Source organism: Methylicorpusculum oleiharenae (genome assembly GCF_009828925.2).
GTDB classification, from domain to species: domain Bacteria; phylum Pseudomonadota; class Gammaproteobacteria; order Methylococcales; family Methylomonadaceae; genus Methylicorpusculum; species Methylicorpusculum oleiharenae.
The window spans coordinates 3,625,960-3,649,371 of sequence record NZ_WUTY02000001.1 but is presented as its reverse complement, the minus strand read 5'-3'; the positions used below and the strand labels follow the sequence as shown (position 1 = coordinate 3,649,371).

Below are 23,412 nucleotides of genomic sequence, written 5' to 3'. Positions count from 1 at the left end.
ATTCGTATTTGCAAGCCCCTGCTGATGGTAAATAACATATTAAATCGTCCGTACTCAGCCAGGACTAATATGTGCCTATTATCACAGTGAAGGGCGCGCTGCATACGCTCAATTCAGCCTTTTGGATGCATAGATATCAAAGTCGGATAACTTCGTGGTTTGCTAACGCGTTCGACACCCAGTTCGCAGCACGCAAAGCACGAAGGCCATCGGCATATACCGGCTGCCCCTTTTCAAGCGCCCTAAAACTGAGGATAACAGTAGCGCGTTGCGGCTCCCGTCGCGACGGCTCACCAGCACGCCGTAGTAGCTCAAGCTTCAAACGGAAATTTCTTCCGGCCTTACCGCGAGGAAATCGACCGTGATAGACCTTTACAGGAGACCACTTAAAACCGTGATCAACCATAGCTTTCTCGTATAAGTCTTCTCGCCGAGGCGCATCAAGTGGTACTAACCCGTGATGATGCAGTTCACCGTCGTCGTCTGGATCGTAATTACCGAATGAAGCATCGACATTAGCTCGAACATATTCGGCGCCATGCTTACCATCTAAAGGCGGGGAATACACCAAGGTCATTAAAATTTCCGCCCTAAGATGAGTGCCGCTTGAATGGAGACAGGCAGGAACAGGGAATGGCGTTTTTTCCCAATAAATTCCGTCGTAAAGTTCAGCGTCGAACATTAAGGTGAAAGTATCGGGTGCGCAAAATAAAACATCAAGCACAGAATTCGGGATACCGAAGCCATAGTAATCTCGCTCATCGGTTTTACGCAAAGGGGATGTCAGCGCTGCCGCGTGGATCATCAGCGCCTTGACGATCTCCGGGTTAGCTGAGTGACCACGTCTGTCAAGCGTCTGCCATACATTAGCAGCAAGAGTCGATACTAAAGGTGTAGAGAAACTTGTGCCGATCGACTCTCCGAGTTTTCCACCAGGAAGGAATGAGCGAATACCGGAGCCAAAGAATTCACCATTGCTAGAGCAATTACCTCCGTGATGTACAACATCTGGTTTCGGCGTTCTTGCAGCGCCTGGTCCTCTCCGGGAAAATGGCGAAGGATCATTTGGTTGTACCAAGGAGGGTTTATGGGCTACTGAACCAACTGTAATTGCACGCAAGGCTTCTGCAGGTTGGCTGATTCTGTCCATACCGCCGAGATCGGCGCTAGGAGGCCAGTTTCGCAGAGGTAATGTCTCATAATTACCGGAGGAAATGACAAATAACACGCTGTGCTTATCGGACAATATATCTAAATCTTGGGCAAACTGACCGAACAATTCAGCATGTCCTGGTACCTTGGAGCCAAAAGAACAATTCCAAACTTTAACATCCGGATTGCCTTTAATTGCGGTCTCTATGTTGAGAAGAAGTTCATCGGCGGTCGTCAGACCGGTAGAGAGGGTAGCTACATCAAGCACTTTTGATCTTGCCACGGGAAACAGAGAATCATCATTATTTAGCACTCTCGCACCGGTCACCAATCCAGCAACGAAGGTGCCGTGAAGATGATCAGTATCCGGTGGCAATACGAAAGTTTCCCTCGCTGCAATCCATGATTTAAGGATAGTATCGTTTTTTTGGATACCACTATCCACAATTGCAACTACTGGAAGATCAGGCTCCGGCGGTGGTAACAAATCTGCTGGGGCATCACCAAGCAGAGCAAACATCTGTGGTCGGACTTCGATCGGAGAAAATTCGTCCACGGGAGCAATCCTTCTCACTGCTGGACATGCGGCAAGTAGCATTGCATCATCAAGTGAGGATATGCGGATAAAAACCGAAGTTTCACCTAATGTCTTCGGTATCGTTGTGCCAATCTTTGCATTAATTTGCTGCAACTTTAAGTTAACGACTGTTGCAAGAGCACTATCTGTCGTTTTTTCATCACTAATGAAACGTTCAATTAGTATTGGTTTATCTGCTTCGATCCATGCTGCGAGGTTCAACGCGCTTGCGTCTTTTTCGTCAAGCTCATTCCAACCTAGGACATCGTTGATGCTCCACGGGAAAATTTCGGCAATGGCTGATAGATTTGCTCGAATTGCCTTTGAATCATTATTTTCCACGATCTCGGATAAGTGCTTTAGGCTGCCGGTCGTCGCAGGAAGTAATAATTCACCGAATTGCCGTGTACCAATAGGTAGCATCCCAACGCGCTCCAACAGTAACATTGGCCGGTGTGATTTTGCCATTGCCTCAACATGCAACCGGAGAGCAACTACCGCTGGGATGGTTGGATAATCTGTAAAGCTACGTTGTAGTTCTTGTGCTGCTCTTACAATGCGTGAAACCAATGCATTCCGGAAGGTAGGCGTGACTTCGACGATTTCCTTGGGTTCGCCAAAACCCTCAATGATGCGCTGCTTTAGATCTTGTTTACGTGGCTGAACGAGCAGAATCGGATTTTCGATACTTGAGGTCATTAATTTCCCCTTTGGCGGCATTAGAGATTTGTCTTACCGAGACGTCATAATAATTTGCGAGTTTTCGCAGGGCTAGCTGACGCGGCGCCCACTCTCTTAGAAACGCAATTTCTCGTTCTTTTGAGTCAAGGCGCAGGCCGCGAGTCATCGCAATGGTGAGTCCAAGGCGCCGCAGCAGATCAACTTCATCTATTCGTGATTCGCCACGAAGAATAGTAGAGCGGATAGCGTCATGTGCCACATGCTCGATAGTGGCGCCGGAAAGTCCTTCAGAAAGCTCCGCTAACAAAGCAGCAGACGGTTCCACGGGCGCTCGATTCCCTAGCTTCATCGACCAAATTTGCGCACGCAGTTCTGAATCTGGGTACCCCATAGAAATATGCCATGCAAAGCGTCGCCAAACTGCACGATCCAATAACTCGTCATGATTAGTAGCAGCAATCAGGAGTGTTTCGGGTGACAGCGCATCAATATTCTGCAGAAGGGCAATGACTACTCGTTGTAACTCGCCGATCTCTCGTTCATTGCTACGCGATTTTGCAAGCGCATCGAATTCATCAAGAAATAATATGCAGGGACGGTTTTCGGCATGCTCAAACACTCGGCGTAGATTTCGACTGGTCTGCCCGAGAAGCGATGAGACTAAAGTGTCGCAACGCACAGTAAGAAGTGGCAAATTTAATTCAGCGGCGATCAGTCGGGCAGCCTGTGTTTTGCCGCATCCTGGGGGGCCGTATAGAAAGAGCCTGGCTGGTTGACGCAGGCCGGCGGCAGCTAGTTGTTCGACAGCACGAACTGATCCGACAAACTCATTTAGTCTGATCCTAACATTTCCCGGCAAAGCCAGCTCGATATCTGTAATGTTAGGACGCTCTTCGTCTACTGTGTGAAGCTGGCTTTCCGAATCCACTGGAAGGCTGTGGCTCATGCTGGCTGGAGAGAATAATTCCTGGGGCACGCGAGCAAGTTTCTGCCGGATCATGGAAGCCTGTTTCACCTCGCCTTTTTCTTCCAGTTTATCAGCGAGCAACGCGGCGTAATCGGCAGCCTTGCGCACGTTATGCTGCAGGGCACCTTCTAGAATTTTTAGAACTTCGGAGAGATTATCCATAGTTGCGAATTATATAATTTTGTTTCAGTAAAATCGACTTTTGTTTCACTAAAATGAAATTTATTTCGCATATTGAGATTTATCTATGGAATAAATATTGACTAATACGATTGGTCGCCATGGGGCTGCATCTAGCTTTGCTGCCATCACCATTGCTTAGATTCTTCACGACCGTGTTATATTGATCTTAGCGTTACCGGCGTCCAGTATTTTGTAATAGATCAACCGAATGCCTTCGGGTGCTATTTTGAATACACCAACCCGGGTACGCGCGGGAAAGACCCCCGACAAATAGCGCAGAAGTCAGTCTCACTATACTACATGTTGTGTTTTTTGCTGTTTTGCCCCTTTTGACGCAGGAAAAAGAAAATCACACTCGCCACTCTGCACCGAAAATCCGGCTGCACGATCATTTCCGCCGCCACCAAACCGCTCAGCTAATAACCCCACATTGACAGAACCATCAGACCGAAGCGAACAGAGCCAAGCATTACGCTCGCCATTGAAGTGATACGTCATTCCAAAACTTCCCCTTTCCATGGATAGCATCAGGCCAAGATCGTTAGCGAATGCCGGCGGCGCATTGATGGCCATCCCAACGACATCGCCAAGACAAGCCGAATGACGTGCTTTCATTAATCTGGCGGCAATTCTTCGAGTTTGCTCATTCAGCGCCTTCCCTTCCGATCTTAATTCGCCAAGAGAAATACCCCCAAATTCCATGAGATCCATAGGGAGACGATTGTTCAGCGCGGCAATAACATCGCTGGATGTCTCGATTGAAAATCTTCCTTGATTGTGATCCTGGATCATCTCCAATAAAAGCGGCGTCTTGGTGTGGTTGAAAAACTCCCATGCCATGACACAAGCGCTTCGAGAGCTATCAATTATGAAGGTAAGGTTGTGTGGTACCAGCTGAGCATTGAGCTGATCCAAGTACTTCTCTTCATAATGTGACTGGCTTTCGATAACCACGATTCGTTCTGCGTTGATCGCGGCTTTGTAGAGAATTCCTAAAGAAATTCCACAGCCAAGCACAAAGACTTCCGCTCCGGACTCGAAGTTTGGCATCGGATCATTATACCGATAGGGCCTGTAATAAGCCCCATCGCCAAAAAGCTCCCATGCAGCCCAGGCTGATCCAAGACCATCCGCACTGTATTCTGGATAGATGATGACTTGTTGCTTATGCGTGAATTATTCGGCCTCCCTTGAAATGGATGATCCTAATGAAAAACAACATGTGAGGTCACAACGAAAGGCGTGATTTTTGAGCGTCTTTCGTTACAAGGGCGTTGGTTTCATGAAAATTGCTCCTTAGCGCGGAATTTGCCTTTCATTTTTTTGACTGGCTTTAATCAAACGACTAGAATAATCTCTGGCGCCCGCCTTACTTGCACACGAGTAAAAAAAGGTTTATCTAAAATTGTCATTGATTCAATTTTCTTAAACGGCTTCGTCGTTGGGACGTTAAACGTGTGCATTCATCCCAGAACGATGAAGTGTTGAGGAAATTATTTATGACTATCAAAACATTTGTCTTCGATACACATCAATATTGCCAGACTCATATTGCCGCCCCTTTCAAAAGGACTCATATCTACGAACTTTTAGCTACCGCATTTGGCTATAACTCCTTTGCGGTGCTGAATTCTCAATCTATTTTGTTACCAGGGGATCAAGTACATTCTTGTATCCAGCAATCGAAGTCTCTACATAAGCGTTGCTTGGATCTTGGATACCCAACTGCCGTGGCCGATTTCATTGCCACTCAATTTCCAATTTTAATAGAACAAAAGCGGATCAATATTTTGTTGCTTTCCGATTTGATATTGAAGCTAAGGCAGCAATTATCATATCGAGGTTATTCTGATTGGCAGGAAGAAGATATTGACGAAAGTGAAGACGAAAATCTGGAGCAATGGGTCGACAAGGATTGGCTTCCATTCCATGACGAACCTCAAGACTTGATTTCACAAGAATTACTGAAAACCCTTGAAGATGCTGCTACAAGAGGGAACGCCAGTGCCCATTATGCTTTAGCTTTGATCCACTCCCCCGTAGACGCAGACGAACGGTCACCAGGGTTTGATTATTGGTATAACCAAGAAAAAAGTGGCCGTGTATTAACAGGAGTGGAGAAAGAATGGGCTGAACAGTATGCATTCACCGTTGCGAAGGATCAAAAGTACGAGCACCATCTCCGTGAGGCGGGACGCTTAGGAAATGAGCTTGCTTTGATTGATTTGGCAGATTTTTTCGATGATCCCACATTTTTTGAACAATCCAGAAGTGGGCTTGATCATGATCCGCTAAAAGTAGCAGAAATAGCCGAAAAATTAGATCGTTATCAGGATGTCCATTCCTGGTTAACCGTTGCGGCTGAAAATGGTGAAACGGAAGCAATGCTAAGACTCATCGAAGAATTTGACCAGGGTAACTTGCAGCGTTGTTGGACATGGATTTATCTCGCAGAGTTGTTAGGTACCGATCTGACTAAAGATAATTTTTATGCTATTCATGAAGATGGATCGGATTACGACGATGATGTCGGTGGCCCAATGTATGTTGATGGCAGAGAGGGAGTCAGGCTTGAATCCCTTGGTCAAGAAGACGATGTTAAAGCTCGTAAAAAAGCTCAGGAATTATTCGAAGCGATTCAATAATTGAAACGTTCATTTATTAAAGCACGGGTGGCAATGCCGCCCGTGTGTAAATGAAATCTTTGATTTAATAGCTACTCATCCTGAAAAATCTCTGCTGACTTTGTGGAGCATTTGCTGGAGCTTAAAAAGATAATTCCCATTGCCGTAACTGGCTAACAGTTTCGGGCAGCCCTTGTTGCAACAGGGTATCCAAATATTCTTTGCTCGTTTTTGGTGGGTGTTTTAGGGATTGTCTGTGTTTGGCAATAGCCGCCAATACCCTAGCCGCATTCAAGTCGATCAGATCTGAAATGAATTCATCCGGATGTTGCGCCTCAACATCGTATTTTTCGAGTTCCGTTTCCGGAAAATCCTTCAGGTTGAAAGTTAAAATAACACTCGACTGACTGCGTATTGCAGCAGCGAGCACATGCCGATCATTTTGGTCTGGCAAGGTCAGAGTTGGGATCAGAAATTCGTAGCCGGTTACCAGACAATCACGGGCACTGGTATCCATCAGTTTTCGTGTTCGTTCAAGTTGCTCGCGTGTCAAATCCTGACGAACGGTCAAGACGTTTCGTATCCATTCTTCGTGGATTTCCGCCGTCCATTTTGCTCGGTATAGATCGGTCAGAGAAAGGTGCATCAGTAAATCGCGCAAGGGTGCCGGATACAACACACATGCGTCGTAGACTACGGAAAAGCTTGTCATTAATTAATAGCCCATATTTAGTTCTTGTGCCTGGGCTGACAGTTCTTCCAACGCTGCTAATCGTTCCGAATCGACCTTCGCTTTGTAATCTACCAAATGGAGATAACGCACACGACGATGGGTGCCTACTTTGTGAAAAGGAATCACGCCGCTGTCGAGCAATTTGATCAGATGCGGACGGGAAATATTGAGCATGTCAGCCGCCTCTTGTGTTGTGAGTTCCGCATGCACAGGAATCATACTGACTGCATTACCTTGAGCCATTTCGGACAACACATCGATCAACAAGCGAAATGCGGCGGTGGGAATTCTGACCGCTTCATGTTCACCTGCTTGATCAATGACTCTGATCGATTGTGATTCTTCTTTGGTGCTCAAGTACAAGGAGAGCAACCGGCTGCTTTCCTTTGCTAACGAAACCTCGGCTTCCGTTGGAAGACCTGGACTTTCTTTAGTGTTCATTGTTTTCTCTAGTATTGTCAGTTTGTGCTTATCAGTATTTAGTTAGATGTCGTAATTTTTTCAGTTTCTTTTCGTTGTGTATGATTTTAGTGATTGGCAATTAGCTTAAATTTCAATAGTTCGTTTGTAAAAAAGTCACAGGCACATTATACACAAACGAAATAAACGAAACAAATGAAATAAACGAAAAGGCACGGCGCTAAGTCTTCAGAAGCTTATGTCCTTGCCAGGGTCAGATTGACGCTTAAAATCTTCAATAGATTCTGGATGTCTGAAATGGTGGCAGCGCCATATTGACCGGCTTCGATTTCATTGAGGATCGTGGAATCGCAACCCGACAAGTTTGCAAGCTTGAGGATCGGCATACCTTTCGTCTCACGGGCTGTCTTGATGGCAGCGGAAAATTCGGTAAAGCATAAAACAACATTAGGTTGATCTTCATTAGCTTCCGGATCATCAGAATATGCGTCCATCTTATGCGGCCGTGGAGGTTTCTCTGGTTTACCAAGCCAACTCCAGAGCTGACACAACCCTAACCAGTAATCGTAAGCCGATTTCTCCGGCATATCTCGATGAGTTTTCCAGAAGTTGATGACATGCCGTTTGCCCAAGCGGTGCAGCGAGGTCAATCCTTCCTGGGCGTCGGTAAATTCCAGGAAATTCACGATCAAGGATACCTGCTTGCGGCGGTTTTGTTTTCCACCCCGGCGCACGTAGTCATGGGTGTAGGATTCGAGTTTCTTAGCCCAGGTACGCATTGCTGATCTCCACGCGAGAATGACCTAATTCCATTGAGATTTTGAGGCGTGCTCTGCGGTCAATGTCCTTGGCTTCTTCTACGGAAGTTGACAGGTATTCGGCCAGTTTTTCTATCCGGCCTTTGTGCTCCCATCCAGCCTCAAGTGGACACGGCGCATTGACCAACTCGCGGTAACGCTTTTGCGCGAAGGCATGGCGTTCCGGATGGAAGGAAATTTCATTCGCCTTTGCCTGCTGGTAGCATTCCTGGCGGAATTTGATGTAGGTCATTTCCTTGGGAATCATTGATTTTCCGCTTTGGATTTCTGCGGCCACCTGGATCACTTTGCGCATTTCGTCGTCGCTGGGCAAGCGCCTTGGCCTTCCTCCCTTGGTACCAGTCTGAATAGTGATGAAGCCAAATTTATCGAGTTGTTTCAAAGCGGTTTTAGCATCGAAAAGGCAGCTTTCTTTGAAACGCAAACCCAATGTGCGTTGCAGATCCATGATCCGGGACAGTCGGTCATCGATCGCTTGCTGTACCTCGTGATGCCTGGTTTCAGGCAGTGCCTTGGATTCCTTGGGAATGTATTTTCTGCGTTCGATGCCACAATCTTTGCTTGGGCGAACCGTTTTCCATTGTCCTCCGGTTGCTAGGCGCATGACGCAATTCACGGCCGACAGGTAATTCTTTGGCGCAGATGCGCTGGAATACAGGCCGGCTTCCAATTGCTTTTGCAGATGCTGGCCATAGCTAATCACGAATGCCGGCGTGACATCCACCATTCTTTTAACCCCATTTTCTTCGGCGTACATGCAGAATAACCGCCAACGGTCACTGTAATCCGCCTTGGTTTTAAAGCCGTTGGGTGAGCGGTTTTTCAATAGCATTTTCCCAGCGGTAAACATGTCCCGGCTGCCAATTTCATAGTTTCGGCTCATGGTTTTTTATCCAGATAATCTTTGAGAAATTCAATACCAAGCACACCGATTTCTCTGGCAATGACATGACGAATGTTTTTGTCGAGGCCTTTGGCTTCCGATAATGTCTTATTGGAATACTGAGCGAGTTTTTTCCAGTGTTCAGCTTGGTTGAGGCCAGAAATAATCGGCGGTTCCACAACGGTCAATTCCTGGTACCGGTCGCGAACGTAAATGCCTCGGGCGGTATTGGTGGAATAGCCTTTTCTTGATGCAAGCTTGTTATGAGCCGCTAAAAAATCATCAAACTCCCATTTTTTCGGCAATAGTTTTTGTAATCGCCGTGCGGTAATTCCTTTTCCAATGGCTTTAATGGCAGATGAGCGACAAGGAACTTTTCTCCTTAAACCATTTTGAAAGTTGTTTATCGTTACAAATCCTGTCGAACGTCCCTCAATAAGCGCTTCTTTTAAATCCAGGCTCAGGGCTTCTCGAATAACGACGCCAAGTGAAATTTGGAGATCGAGTAAATGGCCTGCCAAGCTTTCAATATCCGGCAAACCATTTTTGTCTAATTCCGGTTTATTGTTCGGAATATGAGAAAAAGGCTCCAAACCGCAATCTTGAATAGGGCTTACCTTTTTCCAATCATCGTGAATCAATTTCATCACGTTATTTATGCCCGATATGTAACTCACTGCACTGGAGGTACTCGCAAATCTTCCGTTGTCGAATTCAGATTTCAGATATTGTCCGTAACGGATAATATGTTCGCGCGTTACTAACTTGATATCTTCGAGCTGGTTACCGTCCTTGGTTATCGACCAAGTACAAAAATTCAGCCATTGGTTAATAAGCCGTTTTTGTGCTTTGGTATCTTCTGAACAGCCACGCGTGATTTCAGTTTCGCCGTTCTTGAACAGCGAATGAAGGCGGGTTTTATGACGCAGAAGTGTTTTGTCCATGTTATGGCTTCACAAGGCCATGTTCATCAACAAAAGACGCCATGATCTGCCTTTTGCTGTTCCTCCATTTACTACAAAGGCAACGAGAATTAAGAGCGTCTTTTAGACTATACGGTGTCAGATGTTCGGTCATGGAATCCTCTTGGAAAATCAATACATCAAATTGTTGTTATTCAGCCCCACGCCGGAACAGCCATTGGCCGCTCTGGGGTGGAGCCGGGTCGTCCTAAATATCTTTAATGTCGAGAGCAGGCATAACCGGCTCCAGTGGGAATTCCAACAGGAATCCCCAACGCCTCTTTTTCTACGGACACACTTCTCTCGACGGTGAGCATAAGGTGCTTGGGACTGGCCTCCCAGCAGGGTGTAGAAAAAACGAACGTCAATGCGCTACTTCTTCTCCGCCGCGCGTGGCGAAATATTTGATGAAAAAACGCCTAGCAGGTGGGTGTCATTCGGGCTGGCCATACACTTTCTATGGACAGGCGCTGCCTGGTTCTGAACGATTTCAACGTGAATTTTGAAAGCAACCCCAACTTTTCCTATTGAGAATTGGAAGTGTTGGAGTGTATAAGCCATTGTTCTTGAAAGAAACTCAGGCGCGGTTTTGACTAAGACTAAAGTGTCTATGTTTTAAAAAAAAGACCGGGGGTAAAAAAATTTTGACCGGCTTTAGATGGTTTTAGTGGTTACGTCTGCGAGTACGTCTTGATCTCGTCAACCCGGAACCAGAGGGAAATGCCCGTGAAATTGCCGTCTTACGGATCGATCATTTGCGGGTCCTGTATTACAGAAAAAGGCATTTTTGCCGGATGATTGACCGCCCAGCGGCGGACAAAGGGCACAACTTGGGTGCGATGATTTTCTGGATTAGTTTCCCAGAAAATGGAGAGTTAGCTCAGCCTGTGCTGAAACCGTAGTCCCGGTGACTTCCTTGCCGCCGTAGCTGTCCGGGTGATCTCGAAGCTTTTTATACTGCGATCGTCGCAGTTCTTGTCGGGTTAGTGCGTCCTGTTGCAGTAAACCCATCAACGAATCTTCATTCTGCACTGGCATTCAATCCATTGTCAACGCCCCTCACCATCCAAAATCAAAAGACGCTCTTTTTCGATCTCTTTCGATCCGATGCAGCGCCTCTGCTTCTGGCAAAGTTCTCTCAAGTGACTTGAAGGGCTTTCAAATGACTTGGTAGGCTTTTGAGTTCATCAAGGGGGCGTCAAGGACTTTTTGACTTACGAATCACACGGACCGCGAGAGCACCAAAAGGCACTTGGCGAGACGTAAAGGCCTGCCAATCAACCTGAAAGCACCTGGAGACCGTGCAGGCTATAGCACCTAAAGGGACCTAATGGTACCCATCGGCATTCGAAAGGCCATCAAGTCACTTAAATGCGATTAATGAACAGTAGAAATCAACAGAGGTATACAAAATGAAGGTTAAGGCGGTCGATGTGGGTTATGGCAACGTGAAGATTTGCCACGGTGAGACAGATAACGAAGAGATGCTGTGTAGCCATTTTCCTTCTATAGCAAAGGCTCATACCGGTATCGATCGGGGCGCGAGCGTAATGACAAAAAGGGATTTAATCGAAGTCGAAAGTGGGGAAAGTATTTACATGGTAGGTAAAGATAGTATTGACACGTTATCGGCCAGAGACGACCGAATTGCACACCTGCAAACTAATTATATCGATACGCCGCAATATCTTGCCCTGTATAGAGGGGCGTTGGCTTATATGAACGAGGAAAATATTGATTTACTGGTATCTGGATTACCCGTCAATAACTATGCACAAGACAAAGCAAGAATGCGTGAGTTATTAATGGGAAACCATAAATATCAAAACGGAAAAAGCGTAACGGTAAAAGACGTTTGGGTAATACCTCAGCCTGTCGGTGGGTTTATCGATTTCTTTATGAATAATAACGACGATAGAAATCTCGACGAAATTATGTCGCTGACGCTTGATGTGGGCTATTACACATTGGACTGGTTAACTTGCCGTGGTTTGAAAATGAATGAAGAGCGAAGCAGCAGCACACCAGGTGGAATGTCCCTAATACTGGAGAAACTAACACAGCTTATAGCAGTTGATCGGAAAGATTCATTTTCAAATATTGGCATGGTAGATGCCGGAATTCAAAAGGGATTCAAAACCAGAATCCAAGGTGTTGAATATGACTTCTCACATTTGATTCCAAAAATGGAAGATCACATCACAACAGCAATTCAATCGGTCGTTAGAAGCGTTGGGTCATTAGATGACATCGATGTGATTTTATTAGTTGGCGGCGGTGCAAAATGCTATCAAGGGATTTTTGAAAAGGTTCTTGGTAGAGAGATTATTGTACCTGATAGCAGTATATATTCGAACGTCAAAGGTTTCTATTTGGCCGGCAAACAGCGTGCAGCTAGTATTGGGGCGTAATCATGGAAAAAATCACAGTCAAGATTGTAATCGATAAAAGCGCCGATTCTGATCTTTATCGATATTTAGTCAATAAACCAAGCAGACGTAGAGCGACCTTTCTTCGAGAATTAGCTACACAAGGATTGCTCAGCGAAAAAACATTTGCCAATAGTTCGCATACCGAAAAAAAGCCTGAAGATAATAATGTTGTTGATAAACCGGAAAACATTCGAGCGGAATCATTATCGGTAAATTTACCAAGCGCGGCAGAGAGAGACGAAGTAAGAAAGGAGAACGTGAAACAAAATAATGAGCTAAAGAAAGGAAAAGGCAGCCAACTATTATTTGGGATCGCTGGCGGTGGACTTTAATGAAAAAGCAACTTGCGTTTTGTTTAAAGCATGAGATTTTCTTGGAAAAGTATTTTTAAATGAGGAAATCATGCAGTTGACGCAAGAACAAAAAACCATCGTTGAAACAGAATCCCCTATTCTGGTCGTAAGAGCTTTTGCGGGAGCCGGTAAGACTTCCACTCTTGTTGAATTTGCCAAAACCAGAAGGCACAAAAGAATGCTTTACCTGGTTCTCAATAAATCGGTGCAAATCGAAGCCGAGCAAAAGTTCAAAGGCACTCGGGTTAAGCCTATGACATCTCATTCTCTGGCCTACCGTCATACCGGGATACGTTACAAACACAAATTGATTAGAGGGCTAAAACCCCACGAAGTAGAGAAAGCATTACGGCTTCGAGAGGAACTGGATCGAGAGATAGGTTACAACGGAAGTCATAACGATGACATGGTTATTGCCAGCGTGGTATTCGACACTCTGATTAAGTATCTCTACAGCCCAGACAGGGAAATCCAAGCGAAACACGTACACGAGAATTACAGTCGCTTGAGCAAAGTGTTTAATGAGATCGTCAGCATCGATGATAACGCCACCAAGCAATTGATCATGATCCAGGCCAAAAGACTATGGTCAAAAATGATCGATGTAAATGATCGTGATGTTGGGATGTTGCACGATGGCTATCTGAAACTCTTTCAGTTATCAGACCCCGTTCTTTCTGAATATGACTATTTATTGGTCGATGAAAGCCAAGACATGAACCCGGTCAGCATGTCGATCATATTCAAGCAAACGGCGCAAAAGGTATTCGTTGGCGACTCACACCAAGCTATCTATGGGTGGCGGGGCGCTCGTAATGCACTTGGATTTGCGATTAAGCAAGGCGGCGTCGATCGATATCTGACGGGTTCTTTCCGGTTCGGCAAAAACATTGCACATGTTGCCAACAAGATCCTGGCTATGAAAGGAGAATCAATCAGAGTCCAAGGTTTATCAGGTGATGACAGACTCGGAAAAATAAATGAAAGCGAGCCAAAAACGATTATCAGTCGATCAAATGCCGGCGTCTTCTCGCAAACTGCACGCGCTATTAATAGTGGCAGCAGCTGGTGGCATGTGGGAGGAAGTGAAGGATATCGCTTTGATCAGATCCTGGACATCTACTATTTATGGAAGCGTCAATTCAATTTGATTAGGGACCCGTTTATTCGCTCCTTTAATGATTTTGCAGAACTGAAGCTTTATGCGGAAGAAGTTGAAGATGCGGAGATAAAGCCGCGTTGCCGGATAACTGAAGAATACGGAGATAGCATCCCGGACATCATCGACAAAATCGAACGGAAAGTAGGCACCGCTGTGTCCATGGAATATGCCGCCATTGTCATGTCAACAGCGCACAAAGCGAAGGGCCTGGAATGGGCAAATATACAGCTAGACGATGACTTTATTGAGCTTTGCGAAATACCGGATTTATCGAAAATTAGCGAACCGGAAAGATACGAATTATTACGACCTATTGAAGAGGATCTGAACATACTGTATGTCGCAGCAACAAGAGCGCAGAGAATCCTTCAATTAAATTTTGATTTGGCTATGTACATGGGACGGTGATCAGTATGGAAAAGCGATCTGACACCTACTCATTGGCCTATGAATGTTGCAATACGGTCTTCCTGGAAGAAGGACGTTTCCCGACTATTGATGCCATCCGAGATCGCATTCATGTGAATAGCCCTGCTGTGATCAAGAGGGCCATGAATGATTGGACTCTCCATTTTGTCGAAAGGCATCGCAAAAAATTGGAGCATCCCAATATGCCGCCGAATCATTATGGAAGTTAGCACTAGGCGAGGCCAAAAAAGAGTATGAGGAAAGGAATCGGGAGATAACCGTCAAAGAATTAGAGTGGAAATCTCGCATCGACTGCTTTGAAAAAGAGATCAAGGCAAAAACAGATGAGTGGAAAAATGAGAATGAAAAATTGAGCCAGGATATTTCATCTCAAATTACTTTGAATAAAGAAATCTCGGAAAAATTAAACAAGACAGCTGTTAGTTTGAAAGAAGCCGAATCGGAACTTGGCGTTACTAGAGAAAATCTTTCAAGGATTGAAGGAGCATTAGGGGAATCGCGAAAAGCTCACGAAGCGCAAGCCAAGGAATGGGCAGAAAAATCGGAGAGAGATCATCTCTGGCATTTGAAACGTATCGAGGAGGAAAAAGATGCGGCCCGGAATGAGCAGGCCAAAACCATTACTAGTCTGAATCGTTCTTTGGAAACAGCAAAACTCGATCAGGAGTCGTTACGGGCAAGATTGACACAAGTCATGAATCAGGTTGGGGATCAGTTAGAACGTCAGGGTAAACTGGAAGATCAAATTGACCAGTTGCGGGGCAACTTGGCAGACATGGAAAAAGCTTTGAGCATGGAGAAAGAAAAAACAACCAAGTTGCAAGCGTTGGTAAAAAAACAGCGTCGTCCATCCGAAAAACCTTCAAGTGAAAAGGTAGAGCTTTGAATCCGCGTGAAATGGCTTTGATACGCAGTTGGATTCAAGGCGTCTCATGGGATGTTATGGGAGAACTGTATCTCGAAGATGCAGACCGGAATGATGTTATTCGAGCGGTCAAGCAGTTACGCGAAAAGCTTTCCAGAAAGGCAAAACAGCTTGGACTGGACGCTGATGCAAAACTATGGGAGCAGGAACGGGAATACAGCCAAGACTGGATGAGTCGAGCGCTCAAATCCGTCGAATCGCTCAAATCTAAACCAGATCCCAAGCCTCGATTGGATGATCATTACAACCGATGGCTTCCTCATCGAATTTCAGCTCGATTAGCCAGTGTCAAAAAAATAAAAACATTGGCAGAGCTCGCAGTGTTTATCAATCAGCACGGAGGCAGTTGGTGGAAAAAAGTACCCAATCTTGGTAAGCAATCAGCAGAAGTTATCCACGATTTTTTTTCGGCATCAGCGATTGATTTAGGCATTTCGTTGGACCTGTCGCCTAGTAAGGCGGCATATCTAGACGTGGTTGTTGTTAGTAATCGCATTGCACCATTGGAACGATTTGCTCCGCCGGCGCATTTAACAGGTGAAACCGGTACAAACCGGGTTCCAGTTGAACGATGCAGAATTGAGGCACGTAATGACTACGAGTCAATAATGGCCTGGCTATCGCTGTGGGGCGACGACACATCGACACACCGCGCATATCGAAAAGAAGCGGAAAGATTCCTGCTGTGGGCGATCCTTGAGAAAGGAAAGGCCTTGTCTTCAATTACAACGCCTGACTGTGCTGAATACAGACGGTTTCTTGCTGATCCTCATCCAGCCGATCGATGGGTTGGCAAGCCTGCGCCAAGATGGTCACCTGAATGGCGCCCATTAAAAGGGCCACTTAAACCATCCAGCATCCGTCAGTCCGAAGTCATCCTGAGCGGTCTTTGTGAATGGCTGGTGGGTCAGCGCTATTTGGATAGCAATCCATTTACAGGGTTAAGCACACAAGGATATGGACGAAGAACCAACAGTACAGATCGTGTGCTGTCTCCTGCATTATGGGGGCAAATTAACGTATTTGCTGAGAATCAGGCGAAAAATTCAACTTTAACAGAAGCGCAACGCAATGATTACCGGCGCACGGCCTTTATCCTAAAGTTTGCATACCAAACTGGACTTCGACTTCACGAAATAGTGAAAGCACGAGTTGGCGACCTAAAGCAAGTATCAAACTTTGATGGCGATCAATGGTGGCTTGATGTTACTGGAAAAGGTAATAAACATCGAGAGATACCCGTACCACCAAGCCTTATGGATGGAATTAATGCTCATCTTCGGGATAGAAAACTCGGCCCAGTTGGCTACGTGTCTGAGGACACGCCCATTCTCGGAAAGCTGCGCGGGGAAGGCAGAGAAGCGCTTAGCGCGTCAGGACTTTATCAAAAACTCAAAAGATTTTTCGAAGATGCGGCGAGTGAAGTAGCTGATAAAGACCCTTTGGCAGCAGAAAAACTAAAACGAGCCAGCACGCATTGGCTGCGGCACACGCATGATAGTCACGCTGTTGCCAACGGTGTTCCCTTGGCAATCGTTCGAGACAATCTTGGTCACAGCAACATTGCCACGACCTCCATCTATGTTCATACCGACCGGGATGAGCGCTATAAGGCCATGCTGGGATTGAGCGACAAAGAAAAGGCATCTTAGTCGCAGCGATAAAAAAATCGTCCCACAATGAGACACACTCCTGGAAAGGAATCTTTTTGTGGTTGGTTGCATTATTCGAATTGTGTGGAAAATGAACCGTGCTTCGTACAAATCGCAATGTCCCACAATGAGACACATGCCAATAATTCACTCAATTTAATAAACAGGAAAAACAATGAGCGAGAAAAAAACAGGATTAGCGCCGGTCATTACCGTAGCCATTCAAAAAGGCGGCTCAGCCAAAACAACACTTGCCGTAAATTTGGCAGCCGAACTAGGCGCTCAAGGATTCAATGTGCTTTTAATCGACGTTGATCCTCAAGCAAATGCAAGCACTCATGTTTGTGTCGCGCACCCGTCCACGTTAAGCAAAAACTCAAGCGTATTGTTCCGTGGCAGTCTTGAGGAAATTATGGAATCGATTCAAATCGAAACAAATCCAGGGTTTGAAAATGTGCATTTAATTCCAGGGTCGCTAGAACTTGATCAATCAGTCGAAGAGGCGCTGAGAAATTATTCGCCAAGACCGTATGAAGAAATGCGCCGTCGTATTGAAATGCTGCGTGAAGCGTATGATGTCATCATTATCGACACACCACCATCACTGAGATTGCTGACCGGTAATGCTTTGGCAGCGTCAACCCACTACATAGTTCCAATTGAAACGAGCAGTCAATACCCTTTGTACGGGGTGGCTGACCTTACCGCATTTATCAACCGAATCAAAGAAAGCATCAATCCGGAATTGATCAATATCGGCGTATTGATTTCAAGACACGATGAAAGAAGACGGGCCTGCAAAGCTATTTTTGAAACGGTACAAGAGAAGATTGGCAACATATTGCCGATGGTGATCCATGCAGGCGCAAAAGTTGGCGAAGCATCGATCGCACGCATGCCGATACGAAAATTGGAAAAAGACGGGAAAGTAGCCAAAGATTTTGAGGAATTGGCGCGGTATCTGATCGATAAGTTAGGTCTTGAGCAACACAACCAAGAAGCGATCGGAAATTAGATTGGACGCGTCCCAGAATGGGACGGAAAAATTTTCTCTGTCCCAGAGTGAGACAGCCAAGGAATCCTAAAAATGAACGACACTAAAAAACAATCCCCTCTTGATAAACTAAAGTCTTTATCCAAGACCAATCTCGATCAGCATTTGGCATCGGACCCAATCTTTTCATTGACCAGTAGCGACGGCGAAAGTCAACCTATAGCAATGGAATTGATAGACCCGAATCCATGGCAACCCCGGAGAGACTTTAACCAATTAAAAATTGAACAGCTCGCTGAATCAATCGATGTGCACGGTTTAATTGAACCTATCGTTGTTAGAAAACATGGAAACCGGTTTCAAATTATCGCGGGCGAAAGACGTTGGCGTGCACATCAGCAGCTTAAAAAACCGCATATCAGCGCCATAGTGAAATGCGCCGTTGATATGCAAATGCGATTGATAGCGGTGGCCGAAAACCTTGATCGCGAAGGCTTGAGCGATTATGAAGTGGCTTTGGCCATTCATGGTGTGGAAGAAAATTTCGGAAGCCGAACTGAGTTAGCTCGCTATCTTAAAAAAACGAGAAGCGAACTCTACCGCTATTTGGCGTTTATGGAGCTGCCGGACTGGTTGAGATCGAAATTGGATGAAAATCCATTCTTACTCAATCGAACTGCGGCAGAGGAACTGAAAAGACTCTTTGCTAAAGATCCAATCGACCATCAAAATTATCGTGAAGCAACGCTAAAAGCGATTGAGCTTGTTGAAGCCGGGGAATTGACTCAGATTAGAGTGGCTTCCGAGGTCGAAAAAATAGCGACATCAGCTTCATTCAAACAAAAATCAAATTCATCATCTGGAAGTCAATCAAATTCGGAGCCCATGCTTTTCGTTAATCAAAAAGGCAAGGCAGTAGGCAAGTTAAAAAACAATGGAAAAAAGATTACTCTGACATTGTCATGTGCCGCGTTGAATAGTGATCAGGAAAAGGCACTTCATGAGTTTGTCAACGGGCTGTTAAGACGATCTGAAGAATGAAGGGATACTGGGATTCGCAGCATGACTCTTATGCTCTTGAATGGGTGGGCACTTAACCGAACTATAGGAGCAAAATACACAACAATCTCCTGGATTAGGCTGCTGAAGTTATTTTAGGGACGTTACAATAGCTTCTAACTCTTTCAAGCAAGCCAGACATAAGCATTCATCGTAAAGTTGGCGGACATACTCAATCGTTTCAAAGGACAAACAAATGTTCGAACAATCACAGCGATGAATGCGATTAGCCTTACAAATAAACTGACCCTGACAACGCGGACAATGTTTCGCTTCATGTTTACTATCGAAATTTTTGCTGAACAAGAAGTCTCCCCAGTGGAAAATCAGCAATCAAAAGTGCATTACTCCATACTTCAAATAGCAGATTTAGGGTAGTCGCCATGATTGGCCTCGATTTTGTCAATTTCGGCCACTCTCGACGCCTATTACCAAACCAAAGCTCCACCGGTCTGATATTCCGTCACCCGCGTTTCGAAAAAGTTTTTCTCCTTGCGCAAATTGGCTTGCTCGTCCAGCCACGGTAATACGTTGGCGGCGCCGGGAAAGGGTTCTGCCAAGCTTAATTGGCGGGCGCGGCGGTTGGCAACGTAGCGGAATTGCTCGATATGTAACCCGGCGTTGTAGCCCAATATCGGCTCGCGCAGGATGTAACCGGCGTAAGCCGCTTCGGCAGCTTCGGCTTCATCCCACATCTGCCGCAGCGCGTGTGGGTCGAGCGCGAGATTTTCTTCATCCAATAATTGTCTGACCACGCGGATGCCGAACGCGCAATGCAACACCTCGTCGCGCATGATGTATTGCAGCTGCTCGGCGGCGCCCTTCATCAAACCGCGCCGCTGCAACGCGAATATCGGACTGAAGCCGTTGTAAAACCAGCAACCCTCGAACACGGCGGCAAAGAACAGATAGGCCATGGCGAATTCGTGCAGCGCGTCGCGGTCGGTCAACGGCCTGCCGGATTGCAACACGCCCTGCAAGCGGCGGTGGGCCAAGGCGATCTTGCCGTGGATTTCCGGTACCACCCGGTAACGGTTGTAAATCTCGCGTTGGTCAATACCCAGGGTTTCGATGCAATGCTGGTAAGTCCAGGTGTGCAGCGCTTCCTCGTAAACTTGCCGGGCCTGGTAGATTTGCAGTTCCGGCGCACTCATTTTCTCCATCACCGCCAGGCCGATGTTGCGCATTGCCAGGATGTCCGAGGTGGTTAAGTAAGCCAGCACATTCTCGAATACGTGGCGCTCGGCCGGCGTCAATTTGTGCTGGTAATCGTGCACGTCCTGCGCCATCGAGATTTCCAGCGGCGTCCAATGGTTGCGGTTGGCATTCAGAAAAAACGACCATGCCCATGGGTATTTGAACGGCGCCAGTTGGTTGATGTCGGCTTGGCCGTTGACCACCCGTTTCTGTTCAGGATCGACGGCCGCCATTGTCGAACCCGCTGCAATGGTTCGGCTGTCTATGTTATGAATTGCTGGCTGTCCGGTCACGTTGACCGATGCCCCGATACTTACAGACGAAGAAGCGGACGTATCCCAATCGTCAAAGCTTAACGTAGTCTTCATTGGCAGGCCTCGCAATCCGGATCATTAATCGAACAGGCCTTAGGCGCCGCCTCGTCGGCACCGGCTTTTTCCATCGCCGTGGCACCCAAGGTGCGCAGGTAATAAGTGGTCTTCAAGCCCCGTTGCCAGGCCAGGCGGTACATCTGGTCCAGTTTACTGCCGGTCGGGGCGGCGACGTACAAATTCAGCGATTGCGACTGGTCTATCCATTTCTGCCGGCGGGCGGCGGCTTCGATCAACCATTCCGGCTCGATTTCAAACGCGGTGGCATAACGCGCCTTGATCTCGTCCGGCACCCGCTCGATGGCGGCTAGCGAGCCGTCGAAGTATTTCAGGTCGGCGACCATCACCGCATCCCATAAATCCAGGGCTTTCAACTCGCGTACCAATGCGGCGTTGACCACGGTGAACTCGCCGGACAGATTGGATTTGACGTATAGATTCTGATAGACCGGCTCTATAGACGCCGAGACGCCGACGATGTTGGAAATCGTTGCAGTCGGCGCAATTGCCACGCAATTGGAGTTGCGTATGCCGACCTGAGCAATGCGTTCGCGTAACGCGTTCCAGTCAAGACGGCCGCCCGCAGCCACGCCCAAATCACCGCGGGTTTCGGCCAAATGTTCCAAGGTATCCGGCGGCAGCAAACCTTGTTGCCACAAACTGCCGGCAAAGCTGCTGTAGCGGCCGCGTTGCTCGGCCAAATCGGCTGAGGCTTGGTACGCGTAGTAACACAACAATTCGGCGGAATAATCGGCAAACGCCACGGCTTCCGGGCTGGCGTAAGCGATACCCAGTTGGTGCAGGCAATCGGAGAAACCCATCATGCCCAGGCCGACCGGGCGGTGGCGCAGGTTGGCGTTACGCGCTTTGACAGTGGCGTAAAAATTGATGTCGATGACATTGTCCAGCATCCGCATCGCGGTGTTAATGGTGCGTTGCAATTTGTCGGCGTCCAGTTGCCATTCGCCGTTAAGTTCAACCAAGTGCGCGGCCAGATTCACCGAGCCCAGATTGCAGACGGCAGTTTCATTATTAGAGGTATTCAGCGTGATCTCGGTACAGAGGTTGGAACTGTGGATCACCCCGACGTGCTGCTGCGGCGAACGCAGATTGCAGGCGTCCTTGAAGGTAATCCAGGGATGGCCGGTTTCGAACAGCATGGTCAACATCTTGCGCCACAATTGCACAGCACTGATCCGCTTGAACAATGGGATCTCGCCGCGCTCGGCCTTGGCTTCGTAGGTTTGGTAAGCCTCGGCAAAGGCCGCGCCGTACAAATCGTGCAAATCCGGCACGTCCACCGGCGAAAATAAAGTCCAATCACTGTTTTCCCGCACCCGCTGCATGAACAGGTCCGACACCCAGGCGGCGGTGTTCATGTCGTGGCAACGGCGGCGCTCGTCGCCGGTGTTTTTGCGCAGTTCCAGAAATTCCTCGAAATCCAGATGCCAGTTTTCCAGATAAGCGCACACCGCGCCCTTGCGCTTGCCGCCTTGGTTGACCGCGACGGCGGTGTCGTTGACCACTTTCAAGAACGGAATCACGCCCTGGCTATGGCCGTTGGTGCCCTTGATCCGGCTGCCCAGCGCCCGCACCGGCGTCCAGTCGTTGCCCAGGCCGCCGGCGTATTTTTGCAGCAGCGCGTTTTCCTTGATGCTTTGGTAAATGCCGTCCAAATCGTCCGACACCGTGGTCAGATAGCACGACGACAGTTGGGAATGGCGAGTGCCGCTGTTGAACAAGGTCGGCGTCGAACACATAAAGTCGAAGCTCGATAGCAGGCGGTAAAATTCGATAGCGCGCGTTTCGCGGTCGATCTCGTTTAATGCCAAGCCCATCGCCACCCGCATGAAAAAGCACTGCGGCAGTTCGATACGGCGGCCGTCGATGTGTAAAAAATAGCGGTCGTACAGGGTTTGCAGACCCAGGTAATCGAATTGCAGATCACGCTCGGCCTGTAAGGCCAAGCCCAGTTTTTCCAGATCGAACTCGGCCAGCCGAGGGTCGAGTAACTCGGCGGCGACGCCGGCAGCGATGAAATCGGCAAAGCAACCGGCGTAGCGTTCGGCCATGTCGGTTTGCGTCAATGCCGAACCGGTCGCTTCCAGGCGCAGATTGCTTAACAGCAATCGCGCGGCGACTTTGGCATAGTCCGGCTCGGCTTCGATCAAGGTGCGCGCCGCCAAGACCAAGGCCTGACGCACCGCCGCCAGAGGCATGCCGTCGTACAGATTGGTCAAGGTTTCTGCCCAAACCCGCTCGGCATCGACACCGGTTAGGCCGGCGCAAGCCTCGCGGCACAGCGCGATGAACGCGGCACTGTCCAGCGGCCGGCGTTGGCCGTGGTCGTCCACTTGCAAAGCGGGTGTGGCATTGCCGATTGCTTGCTGGGCCGCGCGCTGTTCGGCGTGTTTTTCTCGGTAGAGAACATAAGCGCGGGCCACGTCATGGGCGCCGGAACGCATCAACGCCAGTTCCACCTGGTCCTGAATGTCCTCGATATGCACCGTGCCGCCGCCGGGCAAGCGCCGCGTCAAGGCGTCGACGACGCTGGCAGTGAGTTGGGCCACCTGATCGCGGATCCGCGCCGAATTGACACTGTGCTGGCCTTCCACAGCCAAAAAGGCTTTGGTGATGGCGATGGCGATTTTTTCCGGTTGAAACGCGACCACGGAACGGTTGCGGCGAATGACTTCCAAGCCACTATCCATCGGGCGAGACAGGGCGAGTGTAACATTTTCGGCTGTGCCAGGATAAGAGCTGGCGGGTTGAGCGGCAGTATCCATGTGTTTCTCCACGAAGGGAGCGGGGACATGAAGCCGCAACGGCAGACGCAAA

The 23,412-nt window shown here is 47.7% G+C and carries 21 protein-coding genes and 1 pseudogene; 9 read left to right on the top strand and 13 right to left on the bottom strand.

Annotated features, from left to right (window positions below):
• Window positions 1-136: 136 nt before the first annotated feature.
• The 3 genes from iteS to GO003_RS16445 all read right to left on the bottom strand — a co-directional run bounded on the left by iteS (window position 137) and on the right by GO003_RS16445 (window position 4,610).
• Complete coding sequence (gene iteS / locus GO003_RS16455) at window positions 137-2,428, bottom strand: S8 family anti-phage peptidase IteS (protein WP_159654298.1); 2,292 nt, start codon at window positions 2,426-2,428, stop codon at window positions 137-139.
• Window positions 2,382-3,539 (bottom strand): anti-phage ATPase IteA, encoded by a 1,158-nt coding sequence (iteA, locus tag GO003_RS16450; protein WP_159654300.1) that lies wholly within the window; start codon window positions 3,537-3,539, stop codon window positions 2,382-2,384. Before iteA ends, iteS begins: the two co-directional genes overlap by 47 nt.
• Window positions 3,540-3,851: 312 nt before the next feature.
• Window positions 3,852-4,610, bottom strand: a complete 759-nt coding sequence (locus tag GO003_RS16445) for a DHH family phosphoesterase (RefSeq protein ID WP_159654302.1) — start codon at window positions 4,608-4,610, stop codon at window positions 3,852-3,854.
• 449 nt (window positions 4,611-5,059) lie between these two features.
• Here GO003_RS16445 and GO003_RS16440 point away from each other — a divergent pair, with 449 nt between their 5' ends.
• Window positions 5,060-6,205 carry a hypothetical protein gene (locus GO003_RS16440; RefSeq protein ID WP_159654304.1) on the top strand — a complete coding sequence of 382 codons (1,146 nt, stop codon included), beginning with the start codon at window positions 5,060-5,062 and terminating at the stop codon, window positions 6,203-6,205.
• Between the two features lie 121 nt (window positions 6,206-6,326).
• Here the strand turns inward: GO003_RS16440 and GO003_RS16435 are convergent, their stop codons facing one another.
• The 6 genes from GO003_RS16435 to GO003_RS16410 all read right to left on the bottom strand — a co-directional run bounded on the left by GO003_RS16435 (window position 6,327) and on the right by GO003_RS16410 (window position 11,038).
• On the bottom strand, window positions 6,327-6,896 hold the full coding sequence (locus tag GO003_RS16435; protein WP_159654306.1) for a PIN domain-containing protein: 570 nt from the start codon (window positions 6,894-6,896) through the stop codon (window positions 6,327-6,329).
• Window positions 6,897-6,899: 3 nt separating this feature from the next.
• Window positions 6,900-7,358, bottom strand: a complete 459-nt coding sequence (locus tag GO003_RS16430; protein WP_159654308.1) for a helix-turn-helix domain-containing protein — start codon at window positions 7,356-7,358, stop codon at window positions 6,900-6,902.
• A 215-nt stretch (window positions 7,359-7,573) separates the two neighbouring features.
• Entirely contained in the window at window positions 7,574-8,116 is a 543-nt protein-coding gene (locus GO003_RS16425; protein WP_159654310.1) for a helix-turn-helix domain-containing protein, read from the bottom strand.
• The gene (locus tag GO003_RS16420) at window positions 8,100-9,038 is read right to left on the bottom strand and encodes an integrase domain-containing protein (RefSeq protein ID WP_159654312.1); all 939 of its coding nucleotides are present in this window, start codon (window positions 9,036-9,038) and stop codon (window positions 8,100-8,102) included. Before GO003_RS16420 ends, GO003_RS16425 begins: the two co-directional genes overlap by 17 nt.
• Window positions 9,035-9,982, bottom strand: coding sequence for a hypothetical protein (locus GO003_RS16415; protein WP_159654314.1), 948 nt, complete (start codon window positions 9,980-9,982; stop codon window positions 9,035-9,037). Before GO003_RS16415 ends, GO003_RS16420 begins: the two co-directional genes overlap by 4 nt.
• Before the next feature lie 870 nt (window positions 9,983-10,852).
• A complete protein-coding gene (locus tag GO003_RS16410; RefSeq protein WP_159654316.1) occupies window positions 10,853-11,038 on the bottom strand; it encodes a hypothetical protein in 186 nt (61 codons plus the stop codon).
• 374 nt (window positions 11,039-11,412) lie between these two features.
• Here GO003_RS16410 and GO003_RS16405 point away from each other — a divergent pair, with 374 nt between their 5' ends.
• From GO003_RS16405 to GO003_RS16375, 8 genes are all read left to right on the top strand, one after another.
• Window positions 11,413-12,411 (top strand): PRTRC system protein D, encoded by a 999-nt coding sequence (locus tag GO003_RS16405; RefSeq protein WP_159654318.1) that lies wholly within the window; start codon window positions 11,413-11,415, stop codon window positions 12,409-12,411.
• A gap of 2 nt (window positions 12,412-12,413) precedes the next feature.
• Entirely contained in the window at window positions 12,414-12,764 is a 351-nt protein-coding gene (locus GO003_RS16400; protein WP_159654320.1) for a hypothetical protein, read from the top strand.
• A gap of 70 nt (window positions 12,765-12,834) precedes the next feature.
• Window positions 12,835-14,355 (top strand): UvrD-helicase domain-containing protein, encoded by a 1,521-nt coding sequence (locus GO003_RS16395; RefSeq protein WP_159654322.1) that lies wholly within the window; start codon window positions 12,835-12,837, stop codon window positions 14,353-14,355.
• A 5-nt stretch (window positions 14,356-14,360) separates the two neighbouring features.
• Window positions 14,361-14,585 (top strand): DNA-binding protein, encoded by a 225-nt coding sequence (locus GO003_RS26625; protein WP_159654324.1) that lies wholly within the window; start codon window positions 14,361-14,363, stop codon window positions 14,583-14,585.
• Entirely contained in the window at window positions 14,507-15,262 is a 756-nt protein-coding gene (locus GO003_RS16390; protein WP_159654326.1) for a coiled-coil domain-containing protein, read from the top strand. The genes GO003_RS26625 and GO003_RS16390 overlap by 79 nt, the downstream gene beginning before the upstream one ends.
• On the top strand, window positions 15,259-16,953 hold the full coding sequence (locus GO003_RS16385) for a tyrosine-type recombinase/integrase (protein ID WP_231089035.1): 1,695 nt from the start codon (window positions 15,259-15,261) through the stop codon (window positions 16,951-16,953). The genes GO003_RS16390 and GO003_RS16385 overlap by 4 nt, the downstream gene beginning before the upstream one ends.
• Window positions 16,954-17,128: 175 nt before the next feature.
• Window positions 17,129-17,968, top strand: a complete 840-nt coding sequence (locus GO003_RS16380; protein ID WP_159654330.1) for a ParA family protein — start codon at window positions 17,129-17,131, stop codon at window positions 17,966-17,968.
• A 72-nt stretch (window positions 17,969-18,040) separates the two neighbouring features.
• A complete protein-coding gene (locus GO003_RS16375; protein ID WP_159654332.1) occupies window positions 18,041-18,988 on the top strand; it encodes a ParB/RepB/Spo0J family partition protein in 948 nt (315 codons plus the stop codon).
• On the opposite strand, the pseudogene GO003_RS26410 reads toward GO003_RS16375, so the two are convergent.
• From GO003_RS26410 to GO003_RS16360, 4 genes and pseudogenes are all read right to left on the bottom strand, one after another.
• Window positions 18,968-19,084, bottom strand: a pseudogene (locus GO003_RS26410) (hypothetical protein); the annotation flags it as partial. The gene GO003_RS16375 and the pseudogene GO003_RS26410 overlap by 21 nt on opposite strands.
• 12 nt (window positions 19,085-19,096) lie before the next feature.
• Window positions 19,097-19,312 carry a cysteine-rich CWC family protein gene (locus GO003_RS16370; RefSeq protein ID WP_231089034.1) on the bottom strand — a complete coding sequence of 72 codons (216 nt, stop codon included), beginning with the start codon at window positions 19,310-19,312 and terminating at the stop codon, window positions 19,097-19,099.
• A 122-nt stretch (window positions 19,313-19,434) separates the two neighbouring features.
• On the bottom strand, window positions 19,435-20,571 hold the full coding sequence (locus GO003_RS16365; protein WP_206444614.1) for a ribonucleotide-diphosphate reductase subunit beta: 1,137 nt from the start codon (window positions 20,569-20,571) through the stop codon (window positions 19,435-19,437).
• Window positions 20,568-23,360, bottom strand: a complete 2,793-nt coding sequence (locus tag GO003_RS16360; RefSeq protein ID WP_159654334.1) for a ribonucleoside-diphosphate reductase subunit alpha — start codon at window positions 23,358-23,360, stop codon at window positions 20,568-20,570. The genes GO003_RS16365 and GO003_RS16360 overlap by 4 nt, the downstream gene beginning before the upstream one ends.
• Window positions 23,361-23,412 lie beyond the last annotated feature (52 nt).

Bases quoted from the DNA above. Each gene is read 5' to 3' on its own strand.
- GO003_RS26625 (WP_159654324.1), top strand. From the start codon at position 14,361: ATGGAAAAGCGATCTGACACCTACTCATTGGCCTATGAATGTTGCAAT.
- GO003_RS16375 (WP_159654332.1), top strand. From the start codon at position 18,041: ATGAACGACACTAAAAAACAATCCCCTCTTGATAAACTAAAGTCTTTA.
- GO003_RS16395 (WP_159654322.1), top strand. From the start codon at position 12,835: ATGCAGTTGACGCAAGAACAAAAAACCATCGTTGAAACAGAATCCCCT.
- GO003_RS16425 (WP_159654310.1), bottom strand. From the start codon at position 8,116: ATGCGTACCTGGGCTAAGAAACTCGAATCCTACACCCATGACTACGTG.
- GO003_RS16440 (WP_159654304.1), top strand. From the start codon at position 5,060: ATGACTATCAAAACATTTGTCTTCGATACACATCAATATTGCCAGACT.
- GO003_RS16365 (WP_206444614.1), bottom strand. From the start codon at position 20,571: ATGAAGACTACGTTAAGCTTTGACGATTGGGATACGTCCGCTTCTTCG.
- GO003_RS16410 (WP_159654316.1), bottom strand. From the start codon at position 11,038: ATGCCAGTGCAGAATGAAGATTCGTTGATGGGTTTACTGCAACAGGAC.
- iteA (WP_159654300.1), bottom strand. From the start codon at position 3,539: ATGGATAATCTCTCCGAAGTTCTAAAAATTCTAGAAGGTGCCCTGCAG.
- GO003_RS16420 (WP_159654312.1), bottom strand. From the start codon at position 9,038: ATGAGCCGAAACTATGAAATTGGCAGCCGGGACATGTTTACCGCTGGG.
- iteS (WP_159654298.1), bottom strand. From the start codon at position 2,428: ATGACCTCAAGTATCGAAAATCCGATTCTGCTCGTTCAGCCACGTAAA.
- GO003_RS16380 (WP_159654330.1), top strand. From the start codon at position 17,129: ATGAGCGAGAAAAAAACAGGATTAGCGCCGGTCATTACCGTAGCCATT.
- GO003_RS16445 (WP_159654302.1), bottom strand. From the start codon at position 4,610: ATGCCAAACTTCGAGTCCGGAGCGGAAGTCTTTGTGCTTGGCTGTGGA.
- GO003_RS16400 (WP_159654320.1), top strand. From the start codon at position 12,414: ATGGAAAAAATCACAGTCAAGATTGTAATCGATAAAAGCGCCGATTCT.
- GO003_RS16430 (WP_159654308.1), bottom strand. From the start codon at position 7,358: ATGAACACTAAAGAAAGTCCAGGTCTTCCAACGGAAGCCGAGGTTTCG.
- GO003_RS16360 (WP_159654334.1), bottom strand. From the start codon at position 23,360: ATGGATACTGCCGCTCAACCCGCCAGCTCTTATCCTGGCACAGCCGAA.
- GO003_RS16435 (WP_159654306.1), bottom strand. From the start codon at position 6,896: ATGACAAGCTTTTCCGTAGTCTACGACGCATGTGTGTTGTATCCGGCA.
- GO003_RS16415 (WP_159654314.1), bottom strand. From the start codon at position 9,982: ATGGACAAAACACTTCTGCGTCATAAAACCCGCCTTCATTCGCTGTTC.
- GO003_RS16405 (WP_159654318.1), top strand. From the start codon at position 11,413: ATGAAGGTTAAGGCGGTCGATGTGGGTTATGGCAACGTGAAGATTTGC.